Raw genomic sequence first — 17,624 nt, forward strand, 5'->3', positions numbered from 1 at the left:
CCCAGATTGCATTTTATTTTGTAAGCAATTCTATTATATGCCTGGAATAAGAAGGGGGACGGAGGGAGCGGCTTTAACTCGCGCGTCGCCCTTTCATCGTAATGTGTGACTTGGGAGAAGCGGATTCCTTAGTCGACCGTTAGCAATTGGGACATTGCAAATTACATGTTGAATGCAAGCCACAGGACGTGAACATCCTTTTGTTAGCGAAGCTTACTCAATGCCCTTTACCGTTCGGTTGCAAGAGATTCCCCATTCTCGCTGCATGCAATCTGACGCTAATTACTCAGCTCGAACCTGACTGTCTCTGCGAGGATTGCATACGTCAAGCTTCACTCTGACAAAATACTTCTTCAACGACCAACCTATGCGCTCATCATGAGCGAGCCAGTCGTAGTAAACCACCTTGATCCACTTGCCACGTTCTTCCAGAAGTGTAACAACCTGGTTCGGGAAGGCCTCTGCGATCACGGCAGCGCCGGAACGTGGCTCAGCCATGATAATGGCCACGCGCTCACGAACAACCATGTCCCTCTCGGCAATCACCTGTTGTTCTGCGAGTTCCACGACCTGTTCCATCAGCTTGATCATAGCCACAACTTTCTCACCGGTGCGGTGTTCAGAGGCCCTAATCTCAGCGGACGTGCGCGCCTCTGCTGCCTTAATATCGCCCAGGCGCCGAGCTTCAACTTGGTTGGAGTCCCACCAAGTATAGAGCGGGAACAGCACAGAATAAACGATGAAGACAATGTTCCACAGCCTTAGGAGTTGTGCCCTTGTGAGTTGCCGATGGGATGCTCCATCCGTTTTATTTGAGTCACAAAGCAGGTCTTCGACATCGCCCTCGTCCTCTGCCATCGTTGATGCAACAGCTTGAAGTGTCGTTTCATCAATGCCAAACGACTTCAACTGAGCGAGTAAGCCGTTAACACCGGAGGTCCTTGCAATCGTCTCAAATGAAGCCGCATCCATCACCGGCATGCCGATGCCTCTAGCAAGCCAAGCAGGATCGAAAACAGTGGTACTGCGCCATGCTTTTAATTGTTGAGGAATAATGTCCGTTACGCTCGCGAACTGTTTAGCGATAACGCGAGCCGATGACAGCCAGCGCTCAGCCAACGACTCGCCAAAGGTCGTCGCGAGCAATTCCTGTTGTTTACGGACCTGTTCTGCGGCGGTGAAGCCGTTCGTATAGCTCTTGATACCAGCTGCGCTTAAGAGCCCGTGTGAACGCAAGCCTAGTCGCGCCGCTTCGCTCTCATATAGTGAAGCAGAGCGCAGCGCGGATAAGGGCCCAATAGCGGTACTCACCATGCGACGATATCGCTCCACATCCGCGTATGTGTTAGAAAAAATCCTTGCGTTCCACATCCGAACCCGCTCGATGCCCTCAATCACGCCAGTGATCTGCTTAGCTTCTCGGTGGAAGTGGCTCTTCATTCCCAAGATAGTCTCGGTCTGCTGGCGAAGCCTCAACAAACCGCCCTGGGCAGTCCTCAACGCACTCATGTCATGAAGTATCGAAGCGGCGGATGGATTAAGCCCCGCGATGCGATGCACCTTGACCAGCGAGTTAATGTGGGCAAGCTCTGAGAGTTGCAAGTCGAAGGAACTAGGCATGTCTATAGGATCACAGGCTGTGCGTGGGTGGAAAATGCCGCGAACGATATTATCGCAGACATTTCATACGAGGTTCATAGTTCACCGTGTGGTGGTCTATTCCTTTGACGCGACGGCTTTAGAAGGTATCAATCCAAAGAGTTCTGGGAAGGCAATGAGTGAATTCTACAATGGATCATTTTCTATCCTATGAGTCCGACAGTTTTTAAAAAACCAAGTCTAAATTGCGACAATTTAAGTCTAGTATCCTAACGTAGGTTTGGAGCATATGAAACGTCCATCAACTCAAGAATATCCTCTCTAGGTATAGCACTTCCATTGCCATGAAAAGTTTGAGCAATTTCACACTCATCGCTCCCAGAGTACACGTAGGCCCAGAGCATCGCGCAGTGGCTATCAAAATTAGAAATTTTTCCTTTGAATTTAACCACGACGGGTTTTAGGTTACGCTCAATAACATCCGTTAGATTAACAAGTCCACCAGCCACATATTCGGAGCCATACCATAAATCACTAATAGCCTCTGGAACTCGATAGCGAATTCCATCCTCACTCTTGCTTGCCGCCGAATAAGTACTCCACGCGTAAGGACCAGTAGTGGCGGCCGTGAAGCCCTCGTCCTCACTACGCATCATGACGACTCTCTGAGCCTGTTGCTTAGCAAGTTTTAGCTTTTCTTGTGAGAGCAAATGACTAATTTTTTCTATGAAAGTGTTTACACCTTGCGACGAACCAAGCAGCCCATCATCAAACCATGAAGAGTTACCATCGTAACTTGTCGAATGGTAAAAACATGCATTTTTAATATCGTTACGAGCTGTCAACTTGCGACTCAGCAGAAACTGGAAAGCGTCCGAGTTACAGTCTCTGTAGGGCTCATTGAACTGAAAAATCTCTTCATCTTGAAGAGTTTCTTCGATTTTCTCAATAGAAACACAATATATTAACGACAGAGATCTGATCGCATCCTCTCTGCTATCGCAACTAGGAATGAAATTCATCATAATAAAAATATAGAACCTAAAACATTGAAAATAAATTGATTGTCTGACTATTTTTTATTCAGTGTATAAGCAACCCTCTCAATTTATTTTCATCACTCAAACACATCAAAACCACCAAGCTCAAGCGTGCTTCAGCCCGGCTGCCTCACCTTGGAACCATCTCTGTAAGGTGGCATTCATTATCGCCGCCGCTTCATTAGTCTGAGTCACCGTGACCGCCTCCACAACATCAATCTCTGTCTCACGTTTCCCCTCCAGGATCTTCCATACAGCCTCATCAATTGTGCCAGGTATCAGCGGTACAATGACCATCACGTCGCGCTGTTGGCCCAGTCGGTATGCCCTATCCTCGGCTTGGCGCATGAGCGCAGGGGTCCAGGGCATCGATGCAAAGGCCACATAGTTAGCGGCTGTGAGTGTAATACCGACACCAGCTGCCATCGTAGTGCCGATAAACACCCGGGCCTCGGGGTCATCCTGGAATGTGTCGATGGCCTTTTGCCGCTTGATAGCAGAGTCAGCTCCGACCAGACGGACAGCCTTGATACCAGCGGCCGCAAAGGCATCATGCATGGCATTGACCGTGCTCATGTACTCGCAAAAGATGATGATCTTGTCTTCAGCCTGTAGACCTTCCACTGTTTCGATCAGGAACGGTGTCTTGAGCGTTTCCAGGCATTGGCGTAGCCTGGTGATCTTGGGCATGGCCATCAGGCTCATGTCATCGTAAATCTCTTTGTAAGCCGCCAAGCCTTCGCTGGGCGAGATATAGCGAACAGAATGCGTTTTAGCACCAAGGTCGAGTACATCCTTACGCCTGCGTAGCATCCACCCGCCCAAGGCGCGGGCTAAAGCGGCACGACGTTCTCGCGAACCCGTAAAGGTCTTGCGGAACTCCTTGAGCTCCATACGGCCGAGCGAGTGGCCCGTCAGACGCAAGAGCGTGTGCAACTCAATTTCACGATTCAGCAGCGGCGTGCCGGTCACCACATATCGTTTTGGAATCCGTGTGGCCATCACAAAGGCATTGCGTGTACGCCCGGATTTGTGCTCCTTCAAATAATGCGCTTCATCAATAGCCATGGCCCCGAACTCAAGCTCGACCTCTCGCACTAGGCCACCCAATCGTTCGTAGTTCGCAATGACCCACTGACAGCCGTATAACGTCGAGATCCGGTCATCCCCTGCAAAGCCGACGATAGCGTCGGGGTACACGGCATGGATCTCACGCTCCCAGTTGATACGCAGAGAGGCGGGACAGACAATCAGCACTCTTCCCTGCCCTGCTGCCAGGCGAGCACCCACAACTGTCTGGCGGGTCTTACCCAGGCCCATATCGTCGCCCAAGCACGCTCCTGTCTGACCTGCTAGGTGACGGACACCATCGACTTGATAGTCCCGTAAACCTGCGCCCACAGCGATCGCAGCCAGCACAGCTTCATCGATGTCGACCGCGTTGCTTTGCTCCAGGTCGGCAGACAAAAAAACCGCTCCATCCACATCTTGGGCGGGGCCGCTTTCCCCTTGCTCAGGAGTCGCAGCAGGCACCTGGATGGGCGATTCGTCCGCGCTTGGTGATACCAGCTCTTCGAGTACGACGGGCTGCTCATGCACGAACGAAAACTCAGCCGCCACGCCTGCTAGGTGACGGAGCACATGCTGAATGTGAACTACGTCACCGCGTACTTGCCACGCCGCAGCGGGCTTATGAAATCTCCCCTGTAGCGCGCGCATGGCACGCACGCACAGCGCATCGTAAGAAAAGCTGATGGCATGTTGGCCATGGTTGAGCTCGCATCTGGCCAGCGCAAAAATTTGGACGTCGAGCAGTTGGGTAAAGTAATCAGGCTCGGGGGCCCTTATAGCCGCCTTTAATAGCGCAGCAGCCCCGTCAAAATCAACATGCTCACGCAGATAGAGCGCCTGCAACCAAGCTAAGGCATGGTCAGCACTGCCCTGCTCCAATACCACATCCGCCGTCCAGGACACCACCATGCCCCAGCTTTAGACAACCGGGCGGCCATTCCTGAAATATTGAACAGTTGTAGCCCAAGCCTGCGCCCATCAAAAACAGCTTGAATAAGTAACTCAGGGGCCTTAAGCGAGATTGGGACAATATTCAACGGCAGCACCTTACTTTCATAACACCTCCATATCTATGAACATTGCCCCTATCTTGTCGATTACGCTGGAACATCCTCATCCGATGGAATGTCTTGATCACGAGCTGCCGTAGGCCGGTTTGCTTGTTTGTAGGTGATCGACTCAATGCGAGTGAGCTGCAGGGCTACATCCTCAGCAACGATCTTGATCACTTGTACCTCGGCATTCGTGGTCTCATCTTTGGCAAAGAAATCCCGCTCCTCACCGATGACCAGCACGCGAGCTCCCTTGCGCAAAAACTGTGCGCACGCCTCGGCCTTGCTGCCGTAGATCTCAACCTCACGCCAGAAGCCCCCAATCTGCCCAACTTCGCCGGAGGCCTGGTCCACCCCATAGCGCCCAAAGTACACACGCATACTGCACACACTAAACTCTTCGCCCGAATTGTTCTTACGAGGTATACGTTTCAAGGTGGGTGAGTCGCCCAGGTTGCCCTTACCAATAAACAAGTTCTGCATATCAACTCCTTTCGGTGAAAAACAATCGACTTGACCGTATGGTCAGACCGCCCTGCATTAACTGGATCAGGTCCCACTTCTGCTCGGAATTGGCCTGGCAAAAGTGGGGACTTTGCGTTGCTGACTCAGTAACTTCAGCTCACGTACGAATCCGCGTAATTTGAGGTGTTGTGAATTGAATTCTTGAGCTTGGGCATTGGCGTGTTCGTACCACTGCCGCAGCACGGTAGGTAAGACTGAATATCTTGCGTGTGCCTCTTCCCATGACAGATGCTTTCTTGTGCCAATCTCTCGCCAACGCAGCGCCATATAGCCGTCCGCTTTACGACGGTGCTCGGCCAGATACATGAAATAGCCAGCCACTTTCTTTGTGGCAGCACAGAGAGCGACCATATCTGCTTCAACCTGGTCAACTTGCATGAGATGGTGGCGCAGCGACTGGGCGGTGCCCCTACCCGTAAAGGGCTTTGTGTCAATCACGCTCTGACACGTTTCGTTCTCCAAGGTCTTTCTTGCCCACTCAACCACATTGACACGTAGACTTCGAGTTAGCTTCGTCATCCTTTCGCCCTTTCTTCACAAAATCCTTCCTTCACACCAAATCCGAATCGGCATCTTGAAACTGATTGGCTTCGCGCTGTGCTTCAGCTTCGGACAGTTGCACACCTACTGACTGCAACAGGCCCCTTTCCTTCTCAGTTAATGTGTACCGTCGCCGAGAATGGCGTGGTTGCAGCTTGGCGGTAAACACATCGGCAGGCACCATGCCGAATACTTCGCGCACGAACTCCACACGCTACTTACCTTCTTCTGAAGCATGCTCCGTAATGAAGTCCAGTCGGGACAGCGCATTGATGTCTGGCTGCATGAGCCAACGTGAGAACCTGGCAACTTCATTGAACACGCGACGGATAAAGCGTGTCATTTCCGTGATTGAGCGACGCATCTGCTGGTCGCTTAAGAGCGTTTTGCGACCCAGGGTCTTTTGCAAACGGATGAAGTAGTCGTAATCAACAATCAAGCGACTGATGCTGTATCCGTAGGGGGATCGGAACCCTAGCTGCAAAGACTGCGGTTGAGCAGACTTCAACACGGAATAACTCAACCCACGTTGCTGCTGGCTGGACAGCAAAGTCTCGGCAGCCTTGATCTCCTCTTGCAGCCGCTCATTCACTTCTTCCATGGATTGTTCATGACGCAGCAAAGACCAATCGGCATAGGGATTGTCATTACCCGTCAACAGCCATAAGCTGCGCAAAGAACTGGCGACACGACGACCACCTACGATAGGGGCCACATCCGAGCCAGGCTCACGAACACGCCCCATAAACAGCCTGAATGCCTCCTTGGTATGCAGGGTCATCAGATCGTCTTCCGAATCGACCAGAGAGCCCAAGTCATCCATAGCGAAGAACTCGGCTGGTTTGACGTCAGGGTCCGAACCCTTGCGCGTCTGGAACTTGGCCTGCATACGTGCCAGTTGATCTTTACGATCTTCCAGTTCGATATACCGCTCATAAAGTGGATCATCCTCACGCATCGGCCCTGCCATATACGCGGCCAGCAAGGCTTCCTCACCAGTGATCGAGTATCCATCGGTGAAGGGGGATTTCTCCTCCGTAGAGAACCCAATAAGAGACTTGGGTGCGGGAACGACAGCGGGCTTGTCACTAGATTTGAGTCGTAGGTGCTTATCAGTCGAAGTAGGCATAGGTAGTCACTGAGAAGAGGAAAATGAATAGAAGGTGACGGACATCATCAGATCGTCGACCCCTTGAAATCTGCCAGCGCTGTTGCGTTGACAGCATCCAGAAACGGAAACGTGTTGGCACGGAACCCAGGCAACATGTTGCTTAAGCTCTCCTGGTTAAGAAAGGCCACCAGCGCCTCTTCGTTGACAGTCACCAAGGTTCGATAGTTAGGCTGAGGCATGACATTTATTAGCCCCAAGGACTCCAGTCGTTCCAAAGAGCGTTGCACTTGCCAACGCTGAATTTGGCCGCGTAATGAATCCAGAGCCATCTTGACTGCCGAGGTTTTTACCTGCCGTTTGTCTCCGTGGTCCTGGAGGATTACATGCAGGACCAGCGCATCACTGTATTTGCGTAGCCTATGTAAAAGATGGACAAACAATTGTTCATTAGTCATAGAGACGATCTCCTGAATCTGTTTTGAGAATTGACGCAATATGCGTTACCTCCCAACCGTTGGGTATTGACGCAAAACGCGTCACCTCCCACCGGGTGGGGATTGACGCAAAATGCGCTACCTCCCAACCGTTGGGGATTAACGCAATACGCGTTACCGAATGAAGCACGGGTAAACCAGGCCGTCATGGCAGCTTCCTCATGGTCTGCACCTGCTGACGCAACTGAGCAAAGGCCTCCTCTTTCGTCATTGGAGGCAGAGTTGTCGTCAGGTTTGTATTGAGAGCCTTGATGTGCTCTTGGACGGCATCTTGAGCATGTCGATTTTGTTCACGCTGGCTCGCAATGCTTTGCGCATATGCCAGTTGCACACGACCGGATTCCAAGCCGACACGCAGCGAATGCAAATAGCCTGGAGGATTCGTGATTTGCTTGCCTGGATTGCGCAACTGACCTTCCAACTCATCAAGCAAACTCTGACGATGCTCTGGCTTGGCAATGGACAGCACCTTGCGCACAGCCTCATGCCATTGCTTGCCAAGCACACTGGGTAAGCTGATATCAACCTCGTCGTTTTGAAAATTCAAATCATCACGACGACAACCCGCTATCTCGGCCAGTGCCTGGGACTTATCCCCTGCAGACGCCGTGGTGATGGCGGGTCTTGTAGTTGTTTGAAGAGATATTGTTGTATTGTTGTTTCGCGGTTTGGGCAGCTTAGTTTCGCGTTTTGGGCAAGTTAGTTTTGCGGTTTGGGCATCAAGTTTCGCGTTTTGGGCAGCTGGGCGAGTTGTGAGGTCGCTTGCTTTAGTGAGTTGTCCACAAGCTGCGCCAGGACTCACTGAGGTCTGAGCAAAGAGACGCCCAGGATTCATGCGGGCAGGGTCACGCAACGCGTGCTGGACGGTTGCGTTCGCCCGTGCTGCGCCAGCACTATCCAAATCAAACAGCGGCCGTTGTGACTGTGCGCCAGCTCCAAATAATTTGCTTGATCGGGATGACGCAGGCTTCTGCCCATTCACAGGGACAGGTTTGGATACCGATGTCAGTTTCGGTGCATCAGCAATGGCGGGCTGATCGGTAGACTCAGACTTAAGCGGATACTGCTCCTGACCGTGCAACAAAGGGCATAAAGCCAGCAGGTTAATGCGTATGCGATTGCCTGCTTCCTGGAGTAAACCCATCTGTTTCAGGCGATCACGGGCATTGCGTTGTGTTTTGCTGGTCAAGCATAGAGCGTTACGAATCGCCTGTTGAGACAACGTGAACTCACCTTCAATGCTTCGGCTGTAAGTGAGAACATGCCGTTGCTGAATCAGCAGATACGAGAGGTACAAGCCAGAGGCCACATTGCCCGCGATATCCGCCAGGGGCCGATAGAAGCTCACGTAGCGTTTCAGCAATGGGGCGAGCTGCGCCCAGTTTGCTTTCTGATCAACAACCGAGATCCCCAGGCAAGAAGCGAGACGATCCAGGTTGATACGGTAATGGAGCTTGGCCGGTCTACCAGCCAGCTTTTCTTGGATCAGCGAGTGTTGAACAAGTAAGAGACGAGCACTCTCCTGCTCTCGGGTACTTAATCCCGTTGCTTGCGTACACTGTTTTGCCGTCAGAAAGAACCAGCCGTCACGATTTTTATAGTGAACGGCAGTATGCCGAGCCCAATAGAGCGCGTGCCCCAAAAACAAAGCAGCTTTGAAATTACCCAGCGTTTCAGCCAGGTTGGGGTAGTACTGCACAAACCCTTGGCTGGTGAGCAACTGCATAGCCTCATCAATTAGAGACGCCGTCGTTGTATCGGTGTTTAATGCGGCACCCATAGCCATCTCATCCGTAGCGCTTGGAAAGAACGGGTTGTGACGACGATGAGCCTTGTTGTTGATGAACCTCTTCGAGCGAGTTAGCCAATGAAGCAGATGCTTGGAGAATGGCATCCGCAACAACATTCAGATGCAAGCGGTATTCCGGCACACGTCCTGGCCCCGACTGTTCACTTAACATGCCCAGTGCAATCAAGTCGCGTCGGCATGTCCGCTGCTGAGAGGCAGTAATCCCGGTGACCTGATGACATTGAGTCGCCGATAGGCGAAACACATAATCATCATCCTGGAACTCCTCGGGCTTGGCTTGAGCAACGCGTTCCAGCGCAGAAGAAAGCCATAATCCCGTGATGACATTGCCCGTGATATCGACATATAGGCGATGGAAGCTGATTGGCGTTTGCCCCATCAAATTCAACAGCGCCGCCTGCGCTAAAAAGTCTTCCCTTGGCGCTTCTTTACTGTTCTGGGAGCCATCGGCATGAGAGGACGGTAAGGCCCATCCGCCCTGTGTCTGGCCATCACAATCACGTTCTGACGGAGGCAGAGTCGAAGGATGCGGCGCAGTTGTAGAAGTGCTTGGCATAGTCATAATTTCGTCCATGTGGCTTTATCCTTGCAGTGGTGGTGTCGTCGGTTTTATTTCCAAACCAAGCTCATCATCTTCAGCAAACTCGACAATGGTTTGCTGGAGGACACTGATTCGCAGCTCAGGAAACTGTTGGTGTAAGGCGTAGATTCGGTCTCGGCAGGGTTGCTCAGACATCGATTGCTGAATATCGAACCAGGCTCGATGGATAGCATCACGCACAGCGACTGGAGGCAGGGCCGTACGGCCGCCCGGCTCCCCTCCCGGCCTGAGCTGTGCGCGCAAGTCCCGATACTCCTCGTGGGACAGCTTGAAATACGCACACACCATCCGACGCGAAGCGCCATGAATCACAAAGTATTCGCGTAACTTGGCGTGCTCACGCCGCATATCGAGCAGATGTAACCCCTTGCTGATGACTTGTTCAGACAGTGAGAACCACATTTCCTGCGGAGAGTTGGCCAGATTCGTGATGTCCCGAGTGGTTCGGTAACGCAAATCATCGAGAAACTCAGGTGAGTAGCCCGCACGCAGTAGAGAGTCCATGTGCCCGCCATCGATTTGCTCAATAATGTGGGCCAGCAACATGCGCCGTAGAACAGGACATTGAATGGGAATTTTGTTCATGAAATCTCCTCCGTCACAGCCGGCATGAACAAGGGCACAAATCCGTCCAGTTGACGCTCTGGGTAACGGGCCCGAACCCGTTCCATTTCTGAGAGAAGACGCGTGACCAACGGCCCCAATTGCTCATGCCGCAATACCAGGCTCACGGTTTGGAGCGAGACATGGTCAAATGCCTCGCCCAGTAATTCCTGTGCTCCTTCCTGAAACTGTTCCTCGCCCTGCTCCCAAAGCTGTTTCCACGCAATGGTGAAGCCATCGGCTTCGTGTGGAATGAGCTGCGTAAATCGACGATCAAGCTGACCGGTGAGGCTGACCAGGATCTTCCACAAGGCTCTGCGGTAAATAACCAATTCTGGTTCCAGCTCAATCCCATCGACATACCCAATACCTTGTGAAGGAAAGTCCAGGTAAAAGCCAAAGATGTGGTGTGGCTGATCGCTTTTAAAAAGCACATCCGACATGTCGATCAGGCTCTGAAACTCGCCTAACACCGTAAATATCGGCTGTGGATCGAACCCTTCCCCCTCTCCGCTCAAGACCACGTTCTGGGAGACCGATGGGGAAGCTGGCAAAAAGGCACCGCCAGAACTGTCAGGCTTACTCTTAGGCGTAGGCACACTGGCCAACATTCGACCGAGTGGAGGCTGAGTAGGTGGTTGAATTGCTAACGGCTTGGGGTCCACTGGCGCCGTAGGAGTGGCTTCGATCAGCTTCAGGGTCTCAACCTCCAGGCGCGGGTTCGCCTCTAGAGCCTGGGCCATGGCCAGCAGTTTCTCAGGGGCTACACCCAAGGTGTCAGCGATGGCTGCGTTAACCTCATCAAGCAACTGCGAGACGTCTAAAACCTGCTGAGCACTCTGATCTGCCGTGACAGATTGTTGACTCATCACAGCGGCGTACTTGTGCAGGATTGTCTGTAGCGCAGTTTCAGCAACTGCTTGCTGGCTGAACTTGTCAGCTAGTTTTAGCCACTGCGAGATCTGCGGTTTCAATAGCAGGTTCACATCACGCGTTTGTAGCCAGCGCCCGATCGGGGCCAGATACTCAACCGCAAAAAGGAAGTTTTGCAGCATGCTCATGCCGAAATTCAGGCCGCTGGCCTGGCGCAACTCCCGGTTCAATTCCGTGGTTGAAAGCGATTTGCCCGATTCTTTCTCGAAATGCTCCTTAAACGACAGCACTCCCTGAGCTTTCTCCCAAAACGAAATCTCGCCACGCTGCTCGTTTTCAGCCAGGTGCGCCGCAATGGTCGGCGCGTCCCCTTTCCAGACCTTGACGATGACCGTCAGCCGCGCAAAGCGTTGGTCACCCTCTTCGTACAGCTCTTTCGCAATACGCAGCCGTGTATTCCCGCCACCGTAGACCATATAACGCGGCTGACCAGGACGCCTGGTAACGCTAATATGGTTCAGGATCCCATTGGCCCGAATCGACGCCTTGATCTCGTCATAGAGTGGGTTGATTTCGGTACGCGGGTCAAATTCGTACCGATCAATATCGGTAACCGCTAAATTTGAAATGCTGCCATCGACCACATCCATGGGCGTCATCGCACCCATGGCGTTCAGCGGTGGCGGCGTGCCCATCAGGGAACGTTTGGCGATATCTTCGTAATTCGATTTTTTTGAGGACACGGGACTTGTCTCTCTTAGTGTTGAGCTCAACTCAGCGTTCATGCGCAACTGCGCGGCACGCTGACTAGCGGTCAGCAATTCCGGAGTTTTAGACATGGCACGCTCTACGAATTAGCCGTGAGCGGGCTGTCTGGCTCGTCTGACGCGGAGATAGGGACATGCAATGCCGCTAGCGCGGGAGCTAACTCATTGCGGTGATTGGGAGTGAATTTATTGCTCAGGTTGGGGATTAATTCCCACAGCAAACTGTGCATGTGATCGCCCGCTCTGACCGGATCAACCCAGTGAGCAGGGACTTGAGCAGTAGCGGCTTTTTTGTAGGCGACCGCTTGGGGAATCTGGGTGGCCAGCACGGTCACACGCCCGCTCATTTCAATGAACTGATTGCGGATTAGGCTGGACATAGTGCGGCTATCAACCGTGTTCTCGCTACGGTTAATCACGCACTGAATGGCGGGCACTTTGTAGCCCAGGTTGGAGGCAGATTCGTGGCGGGCCACAAGCTTGATCGTACCGTCAACAAACTCACGGGCCGACAGAACATCGGGGGCTACAGGAGCGAGAAGCACATCCGCCGCATTGACGGCGGCGTCTTGTAGGTGGCCTACTGCCCCTTGGGTATCGATGATGCAGACGTCGTACTGAGCACGGATATCCGGGTTACTCAGGGCCATCCGAATACGTACCAGGCGATCAAGCTGATTGGACAACCAGATTTGAAGGGGGCTGTCATCGCGCTGAGTGTCGGAGCACACAATATGCAAGAAACCGCCCTGCACATTCAAACTTGAACGATCACTCTCAAATTCAGCAGGAGGAAACTCGACGTGACTAATGCAGTCCGTGGTGAGTGCTCCCGACATCACCATTTGCGTTAAGCCATAAGGGGCTTGATGAGCCAGTTTGTAATAGCGAGTCAGAGATGGCTGAATATCCGCATCAATTAAAAGAACGCGATATCCGAAATCAGCAAGCAATCCACCTAAATTGGCAGTTAAAGTGGTTTTGCCAACACCACCCTTAGTGGCGACAGTTGTGAACGTAAGCATTTTAAAAACCTCGTTGAAAAAGCAACGAGTTTTCTGCTTAAATTACTGTATAAAAAATACTAATAAACAGGTGGGCTTAACATAAAGCGACATTATGCGATTTTTATAATTATCCAGAACATCGTATTTCAAGGCCCAAAACCTCGTCACCCTCAATGGCTACTTGCCACCGCTCGCATCCAGGAATGTTCCCGTGATAAAGGACGCCTCAGAGCTGGCTAGCCATAAAATTGCACGCGCCACTTCCTCTGCTTGGCCACCACGGCCCATCGGGATGCTGTCCTTTAATCGGTCTACACGGTCTGGCTCGCCGCCACTGGCATGCATCTCGGTATAAATATGCCCAGGCCGAACACAATTAACACGAATCCCTTCTCGGGCCACCTCTTTAGCGAAACCCGTTGTGAAAGTCTCCAGAGCTCCTTTCGAAGCGGCGTAATCCACATATTCGTTTGGACTACCAAGCTTGGCCGCTATAGAGGAAACATTGATGACAGAACCGCCTTTCCCACCATGGCGATAAGCCATGCGTTTGGCCGCCTGTTGCGCACAAAGCATGGGACCAATCGTGTTGACCGCAAAAGTGTGTTGTATACGCTCGAAGCTGAGATCTTCCAGACGAGACTGCTGAAACAACACGCCTGCGTTATTTACCAAAACATCAATCCGCCCAAACCTTTGGTCAACCTGCTCAAAGAGCTGAGTAATCTGCTCCGGGTCCGCGCAATCCGCCTTGAAAGCAACAGCTTGACGACCTGTCGCCTCTACTTCAGCGACCACTGACAAGGCATCAGATTCACTGGCGACATAGCTAAGAACAACGTTATAGCCCTGCTTCGCCGCCAGACGCGCCGTCGCAGCACCTATCCCTCGACTCCCGCCGGTAATCAATATGACTGGATAATTTGACGCTACACCCATCTGCCTATCTCCACCATACAGTTTGAGAAAGCATCATAAGGCTAAAAACCAAGCTCAGGGCTCGCTGTTCATTTTTCCAGAATGCATAACGATCGAGGCAATCCCGACCTTTATGCTGCAAGATGCCAGGGGCAAAGCCGGTCTAGTCTTCATGAAAGTATTCGAGTTTGTGATTCCAAGCGCCGGATTCAGTACAGGGTTGCCTATCGGCAAATGCCCTTTGAGTTTGAAGGACGGCAAATTGACCAAAGAAATAGCCAGCTTGGCATTGATACGAGCCGTATCCGAGCTTAGCTGCACAAGGTGGCACTTGCGCGCACACGGCATTGTTCGATAGTCCACTGAATCATCAAGCGGGCCAATTGCCTACCACGAGCTGCGCTGACAATATGCACAGACTCAATCTCTCCACACCCCTCCTCCGGGTGCGACAAATCTGGCATATACGTGATCTGCAAAGCATCTGCCACCGCACCATCAAGCTCAACAACCGCCAGATACTGATTGTGGTTACCTCTATCGCCGCAAAGGCTTCCAGAGAGGACTGGGCCAAAGGCAGGCCGATGTTCACCAGCTTCTCGCCCAGATTATCGTCGGCCAGCATGGCTACGATGGCTTGCTCAGCTGCTTGGTCCGATCGCACCAATGCGTGACGTGCTCTTCACTACTTTGTCCCATTCAACCAGGTCGGACCTGCATTGGGCCAACACCATGACTAAAGGGGCAGAAAACAGTTTTCGTACTAATCAAGAAAAATTCAGGCAATTCATTCATATAAAAACATCGTAATTACGATATTAATTTAAGTTAGGTTGCAAATAATAAAGGAGATAGAAAATCAGCTATTTTTTTATTTAAATTAAATTGTATTAAAACAATTCAACTGCTATTCTCTGCTTGCACATAAGTGCAAAACAATGTAGTTAGGCGCAACTTAATTAACAAGCTGAGGACTTAACCATGACTGCTAAAGATATTGCAACTGAAGAAAGCAAGGTTCGGGCTTATGCACAATGGATAGAAATTACCATATTCGTTGTTAACTCAAACTTCAAAGTAGAAGGAGCTTATCTGAAGTGGGGAAAGTTCCATGTACCAGGAGATAAAGACAAGGAAATAACTCCCAGCCAAATTAATGGCACCATTATCAAAGACGAAGACTCATACACCATTGCCTCCTGCGGACGCGAGAACGCCTCGTCAGGAACTGAAGGAGGTTTCTCCCTGTACGACGGTGATAAATTAGTTTTTGAATATTACTGGGATTGCCCCTGGAGTGGGTCCAACAGCGATGAACTCACCGTAAAGGATAAAGAAAACTACACAGTGAGTAAAAAAGGTGGCGGTAGCCCAAGTGGCGCAACAGGCAATATCTTCATTACTGTCGTAAAAAAATCCTAAGGAAGAAAATCATGGGCATAGAAGCTAAATCCATCAACCCATTACTGGGAATCACAGTTGGATCTACTGTTCTTGGGAATGATTTCAAACCTTCGGTTCTGATAAGTCCAATTACCAGAATGATTACCCAAAAAGAAATTGAAATGGGTATGAGTGGTAAAAGCCAATATGTCTATACGGACTCCTTGAACGAGGGGACCATTGGCTTTTCAGGAGCCTATGGCCCCTCGGGGATCGCCAAGTTTACGTCAGCAGTTGCTGTATCCGTCAGCAATGCGACTGCTTCGGAGTACAAATCCATAAAAGTCTCCTACAATATTTCCATGATCTCGGGAATCGAATATATAGACTTCGACAACCTGACAGTGGAAGATGTATTAAATTCATTAAGCGCCGGACCTAAAAATCTTTCATTAAAAGTTTTAGAGAAATTCATTGCTGCCCGTGACTGCACTGGATCCTCTACAGAAAAAGACGAGCTCATGAAAGAATGGGTTAAATCTCTACAGAACTTCATTTCATCTTACGGAGACGGCCTGGTCGTAGGAGCCATCTGGGGTGGCATGGGCTCTGTTTCTACGGAGATGACGAGCAAAAAATCAGAAGACAGCTGGAAGTATGGAGAAACGGCTGAATTCAGCTATTCAGGGATAGGAAGTTCCGTATCCATAGCGCAAACCTATAATGGCTCTCAAAAAGATCAAAGCTCTGAAGTTGAGGTATCGTGCAAGGCACTCGCCAGTGGAGGTTGCGTTGAAAGCCAGGTAAATTCCTGGTTTGATGTTGTTGCCAACAAATCCTTTGCCGAGATTTCAGGAATTAGCCTGCTGGATAAAGCGCCAATGCAAAGTTCGGTAAGCCCTCCTCCCAAAATCCCTGATTTTCTCAAACCGGAAAAAAATGAAGAGGTAACGGAAAAGCTGGATACCATTAAGAAACTGGGCGATTCTGAAGACTTCTCGCTCGCGTCCGGATATGAAGAAGCCAAAAAAACGAACCCGAATTTAACGTTTGAAGAATTCAAATCAACTGTTCGGGACAAGAACAATATTGATGGCTTAAACGACCTGGCCTCCAAAGTACAGGAAAACTCATTGGACGTGTTAGCAGAAGGAAGCGTCTCCAGAAGGAAGAAGAACATCTCGCTTCAAGGGGTCAGAGCAAGCAGTTTGGATTCAAGCTCAGACTACGCCGTTCTAGGCGCCTGGATAGCAAACTGGTCAGATATTTTCCCATGGATGTCGATGGGATACATGAACGAAATCAACGATGCTGAAGTGGCCGAGTACATCCTGAAAATTCGTTGCATGATGCAAGATTTGTCCACCTTGAACACTATTTACAATACCTTTAACGCTTGCAATATCAAGCTGGATTTCTGCCATCTTAATTCAGCGTCTCAAGTAGCCGATTCGTTCAAAATTGCACAGGGTGTATTGAGCGACAACGTAGAGAGTGACGATGCGGTGGAAATCGCATTCAACTCCTTAAGCGATGAAGCCAAGAAGATTTATACCGCCTGGAACGAAATTGGTTTCTTGCGTAATGCGGAGCTTGGTCTGGGCCTGCTCATTGGGGATCAATCAGTGAGCAGTGAAATTATCGACGTTAAGCCGATACCGTATCCCGAGGTGACCTACAAGGCTGCTTATTGCAGCTATGGGAGCAACAATCCGACTGCGTTTAGCTCGTTCATAAAAATGCTCCCATTCATTGATACGAATGGTGATATTTATGCCTTCGGGCCGTCCCTGATGCTATTGCGTAAAGCCTTGCCTGAAAAAATGATTTTCACCAAAGGCGGCGAAATGGCAATGAAGCTAACGGCTGATAAAGACAAAGGGATTCTGACTAACGACAGTGTCAGGTTGATACCTATTCCATACTCTGCCGCCAAGGGAGTTCAATGGCGGGGGCAAGGCCAGGGCCGGAGTCTTGCGTCAAGCCAATCTCTACAAGATCAATTTGCCGCCTTGGAAAAAGAATTGGGCAATCTCAACATTTGCACCTTAAGCAGCGATTCCTGGTCTAAGGATTGGACTTATACCGTTCCCTACACTCTGAGAAAAATAAGCACTACCTATATCGGAACCGTTGAGAAAATCAACAGTATATTTGGATAACTTGGCCTGAAACTCAGGCAATCCCCTTAACAGTCTCTCCCATGAAAGGCTCTTCAGGCATCAATCAT

General features: G+C 50.8%; 17 protein-coding genes. 2 read left to right on the forward strand and 15 right to left on the reverse strand.

The window, feature by feature from the left end:
- Positions 1–282: 282 nt before the first annotated feature.
- The 15 genes from OSH04_RS00585 to OSH04_RS00655 form a co-directional block, all read right to left on the reverse strand.
- Positions 283–1,620 (reverse strand): SH3 domain-containing protein, encoded by a 1,338-nt coding sequence (locus OSH04_RS00585; protein WP_266107743.1) that lies wholly within the window; start codon positions 1,618–1,620, stop codon positions 283–285.
- A 248-nt stretch (positions 1,621–1,868) separates the two neighbouring features.
- A complete protein-coding gene (locus OSH04_RS00590; protein ID WP_266107744.1) occupies positions 1,869–2,624 on the reverse strand; it encodes a hypothetical protein in 756 nt (251 codons plus the stop codon).
- A gap of 120 nt (positions 2,625–2,744) precedes the next feature.
- Entirely contained in the window at positions 2,745–4,619 is a 1,875-nt protein-coding gene (locus tag OSH04_RS00595) for a DEAD/DEAH box helicase (RefSeq protein ID WP_266107745.1), read from the reverse strand.
- A 188-nt stretch (positions 4,620–4,807) separates the two neighbouring features.
- The gene (locus OSH04_RS00600) at positions 4,808–5,245 is read right to left on the reverse strand and encodes a single-stranded DNA-binding protein (protein WP_266107746.1); all 438 of its coding nucleotides are present in this window, start codon (positions 5,243–5,245) and stop codon (positions 4,808–4,810) included.
- A gap of 66 nt (positions 5,246–5,311) precedes the next feature.
- Positions 5,312–5,806, reverse strand: coding sequence for a hypothetical protein (locus OSH04_RS00605; RefSeq protein WP_266107747.1), 495 nt, complete (start codon positions 5,804–5,806; stop codon positions 5,312–5,314).
- Positions 5,807–5,837: 31 nt separating this feature from the next.
- Positions 5,838–6,029 (reverse strand): hypothetical protein, encoded by a 192-nt coding sequence (locus OSH04_RS00610; protein ID WP_266107748.1) that lies wholly within the window; start codon positions 6,027–6,029, stop codon positions 5,838–5,840.
- Positions 6,030–6,041: 12 nt separating this feature from the next.
- Complete coding sequence (locus tag OSH04_RS00615; RefSeq protein WP_266107749.1) at positions 6,042–6,956, reverse strand: PFL_4669 family integrating conjugative element protein; 915 nt, start codon at positions 6,954–6,956, stop codon at positions 6,042–6,044.
- 47 nt (positions 6,957–7,003) lie between these two features.
- A complete protein-coding gene (locus tag OSH04_RS00620; RefSeq protein WP_266107750.1) occupies positions 7,004–7,393 on the reverse strand; it encodes a hypothetical protein in 390 nt (129 codons plus the stop codon).
- A 184-nt stretch (positions 7,394–7,577) separates the two neighbouring features.
- Positions 7,578–9,212: a hypothetical protein gene (locus OSH04_RS00625; RefSeq protein WP_266107751.1), complete on the reverse strand. Its 1,635-nt coding sequence runs from the start codon at positions 9,210–9,212 to the stop codon at positions 7,578–7,580.
- Between the two features lie 7 nt (positions 9,213–9,219).
- Positions 9,220–9,816 carry a hypothetical protein gene (locus OSH04_RS00630; protein WP_266107752.1) on the reverse strand — a complete coding sequence of 199 codons (597 nt, stop codon included), beginning with the start codon at positions 9,814–9,816 and terminating at the stop codon, positions 9,220–9,222.
- A gap of 6 nt (positions 9,817–9,822) precedes the next feature.
- Positions 9,823–10,428 (reverse strand): STY4526/YPO1902 family pathogenicity island replication protein, encoded by a 606-nt coding sequence (locus OSH04_RS00635; RefSeq protein ID WP_003799847.1) that lies wholly within the window; start codon positions 10,426–10,428, stop codon positions 9,823–9,825.
- Positions 10,425–12,158, reverse strand: a complete 1,734-nt coding sequence (locus OSH04_RS00640; protein ID WP_266107753.1) for a ParB family protein — start codon at positions 12,156–12,158, stop codon at positions 10,425–10,427. Before OSH04_RS00640 ends, OSH04_RS00635 begins: the two co-directional genes overlap by 4 nt.
- Before the next feature lie 8 nt (positions 12,159–12,166).
- On the reverse strand, positions 12,167–13,111 hold the full coding sequence (locus OSH04_RS00645; RefSeq protein WP_266107754.1) for a ParA family protein: 945 nt from the start codon (positions 13,109–13,111) through the stop codon (positions 12,167–12,169).
- A 159-nt stretch (positions 13,112–13,270) separates the two neighbouring features.
- On the reverse strand, positions 13,271–14,032 hold the full coding sequence (locus tag OSH04_RS00650; protein ID WP_035271677.1) for a glucose 1-dehydrogenase: 762 nt from the start codon (positions 14,030–14,032) through the stop codon (positions 13,271–13,273).
- A 290-nt stretch (positions 14,033–14,322) separates the two neighbouring features.
- The gene (locus OSH04_RS00655) at positions 14,323–14,502 is read right to left on the reverse strand and encodes an N-acetyltransferase (protein ID WP_256868576.1); all 180 of its coding nucleotides are present in this window, start codon (positions 14,500–14,502) and stop codon (positions 14,323–14,325) included.
- A 490-nt stretch (positions 14,503–14,992) separates the two neighbouring features.
- Between OSH04_RS00655 and OSH04_RS00660 the strand changes: the two genes are divergently transcribed.
- On the forward strand, positions 14,993–15,433 hold the full coding sequence (locus tag OSH04_RS00660) for an aegerolysin family protein (RefSeq protein WP_052159390.1): 441 nt from the start codon (positions 14,993–14,995) through the stop codon (positions 15,431–15,433).
- An 11-nt stretch (positions 15,434–15,444) separates the two neighbouring features.
- On the forward strand, positions 15,445–17,556 hold the full coding sequence (locus tag OSH04_RS00665) for a hypothetical protein (protein ID WP_266107755.1): 2,112 nt from the start codon (positions 15,445–15,447) through the stop codon (positions 17,554–17,556).
- The last annotated feature ends 68 nt before the right edge of the window (positions 17,557–17,624 follow it).

Origin of the sequence: Alcaligenes nematophilus, assembly GCF_026344155.1 — a bacterium.
GTDB classification, from domain to species: domain Bacteria; phylum Pseudomonadota; class Gammaproteobacteria; order Burkholderiales; family Burkholderiaceae_B; genus Alcaligenes; species Alcaligenes phenolicus.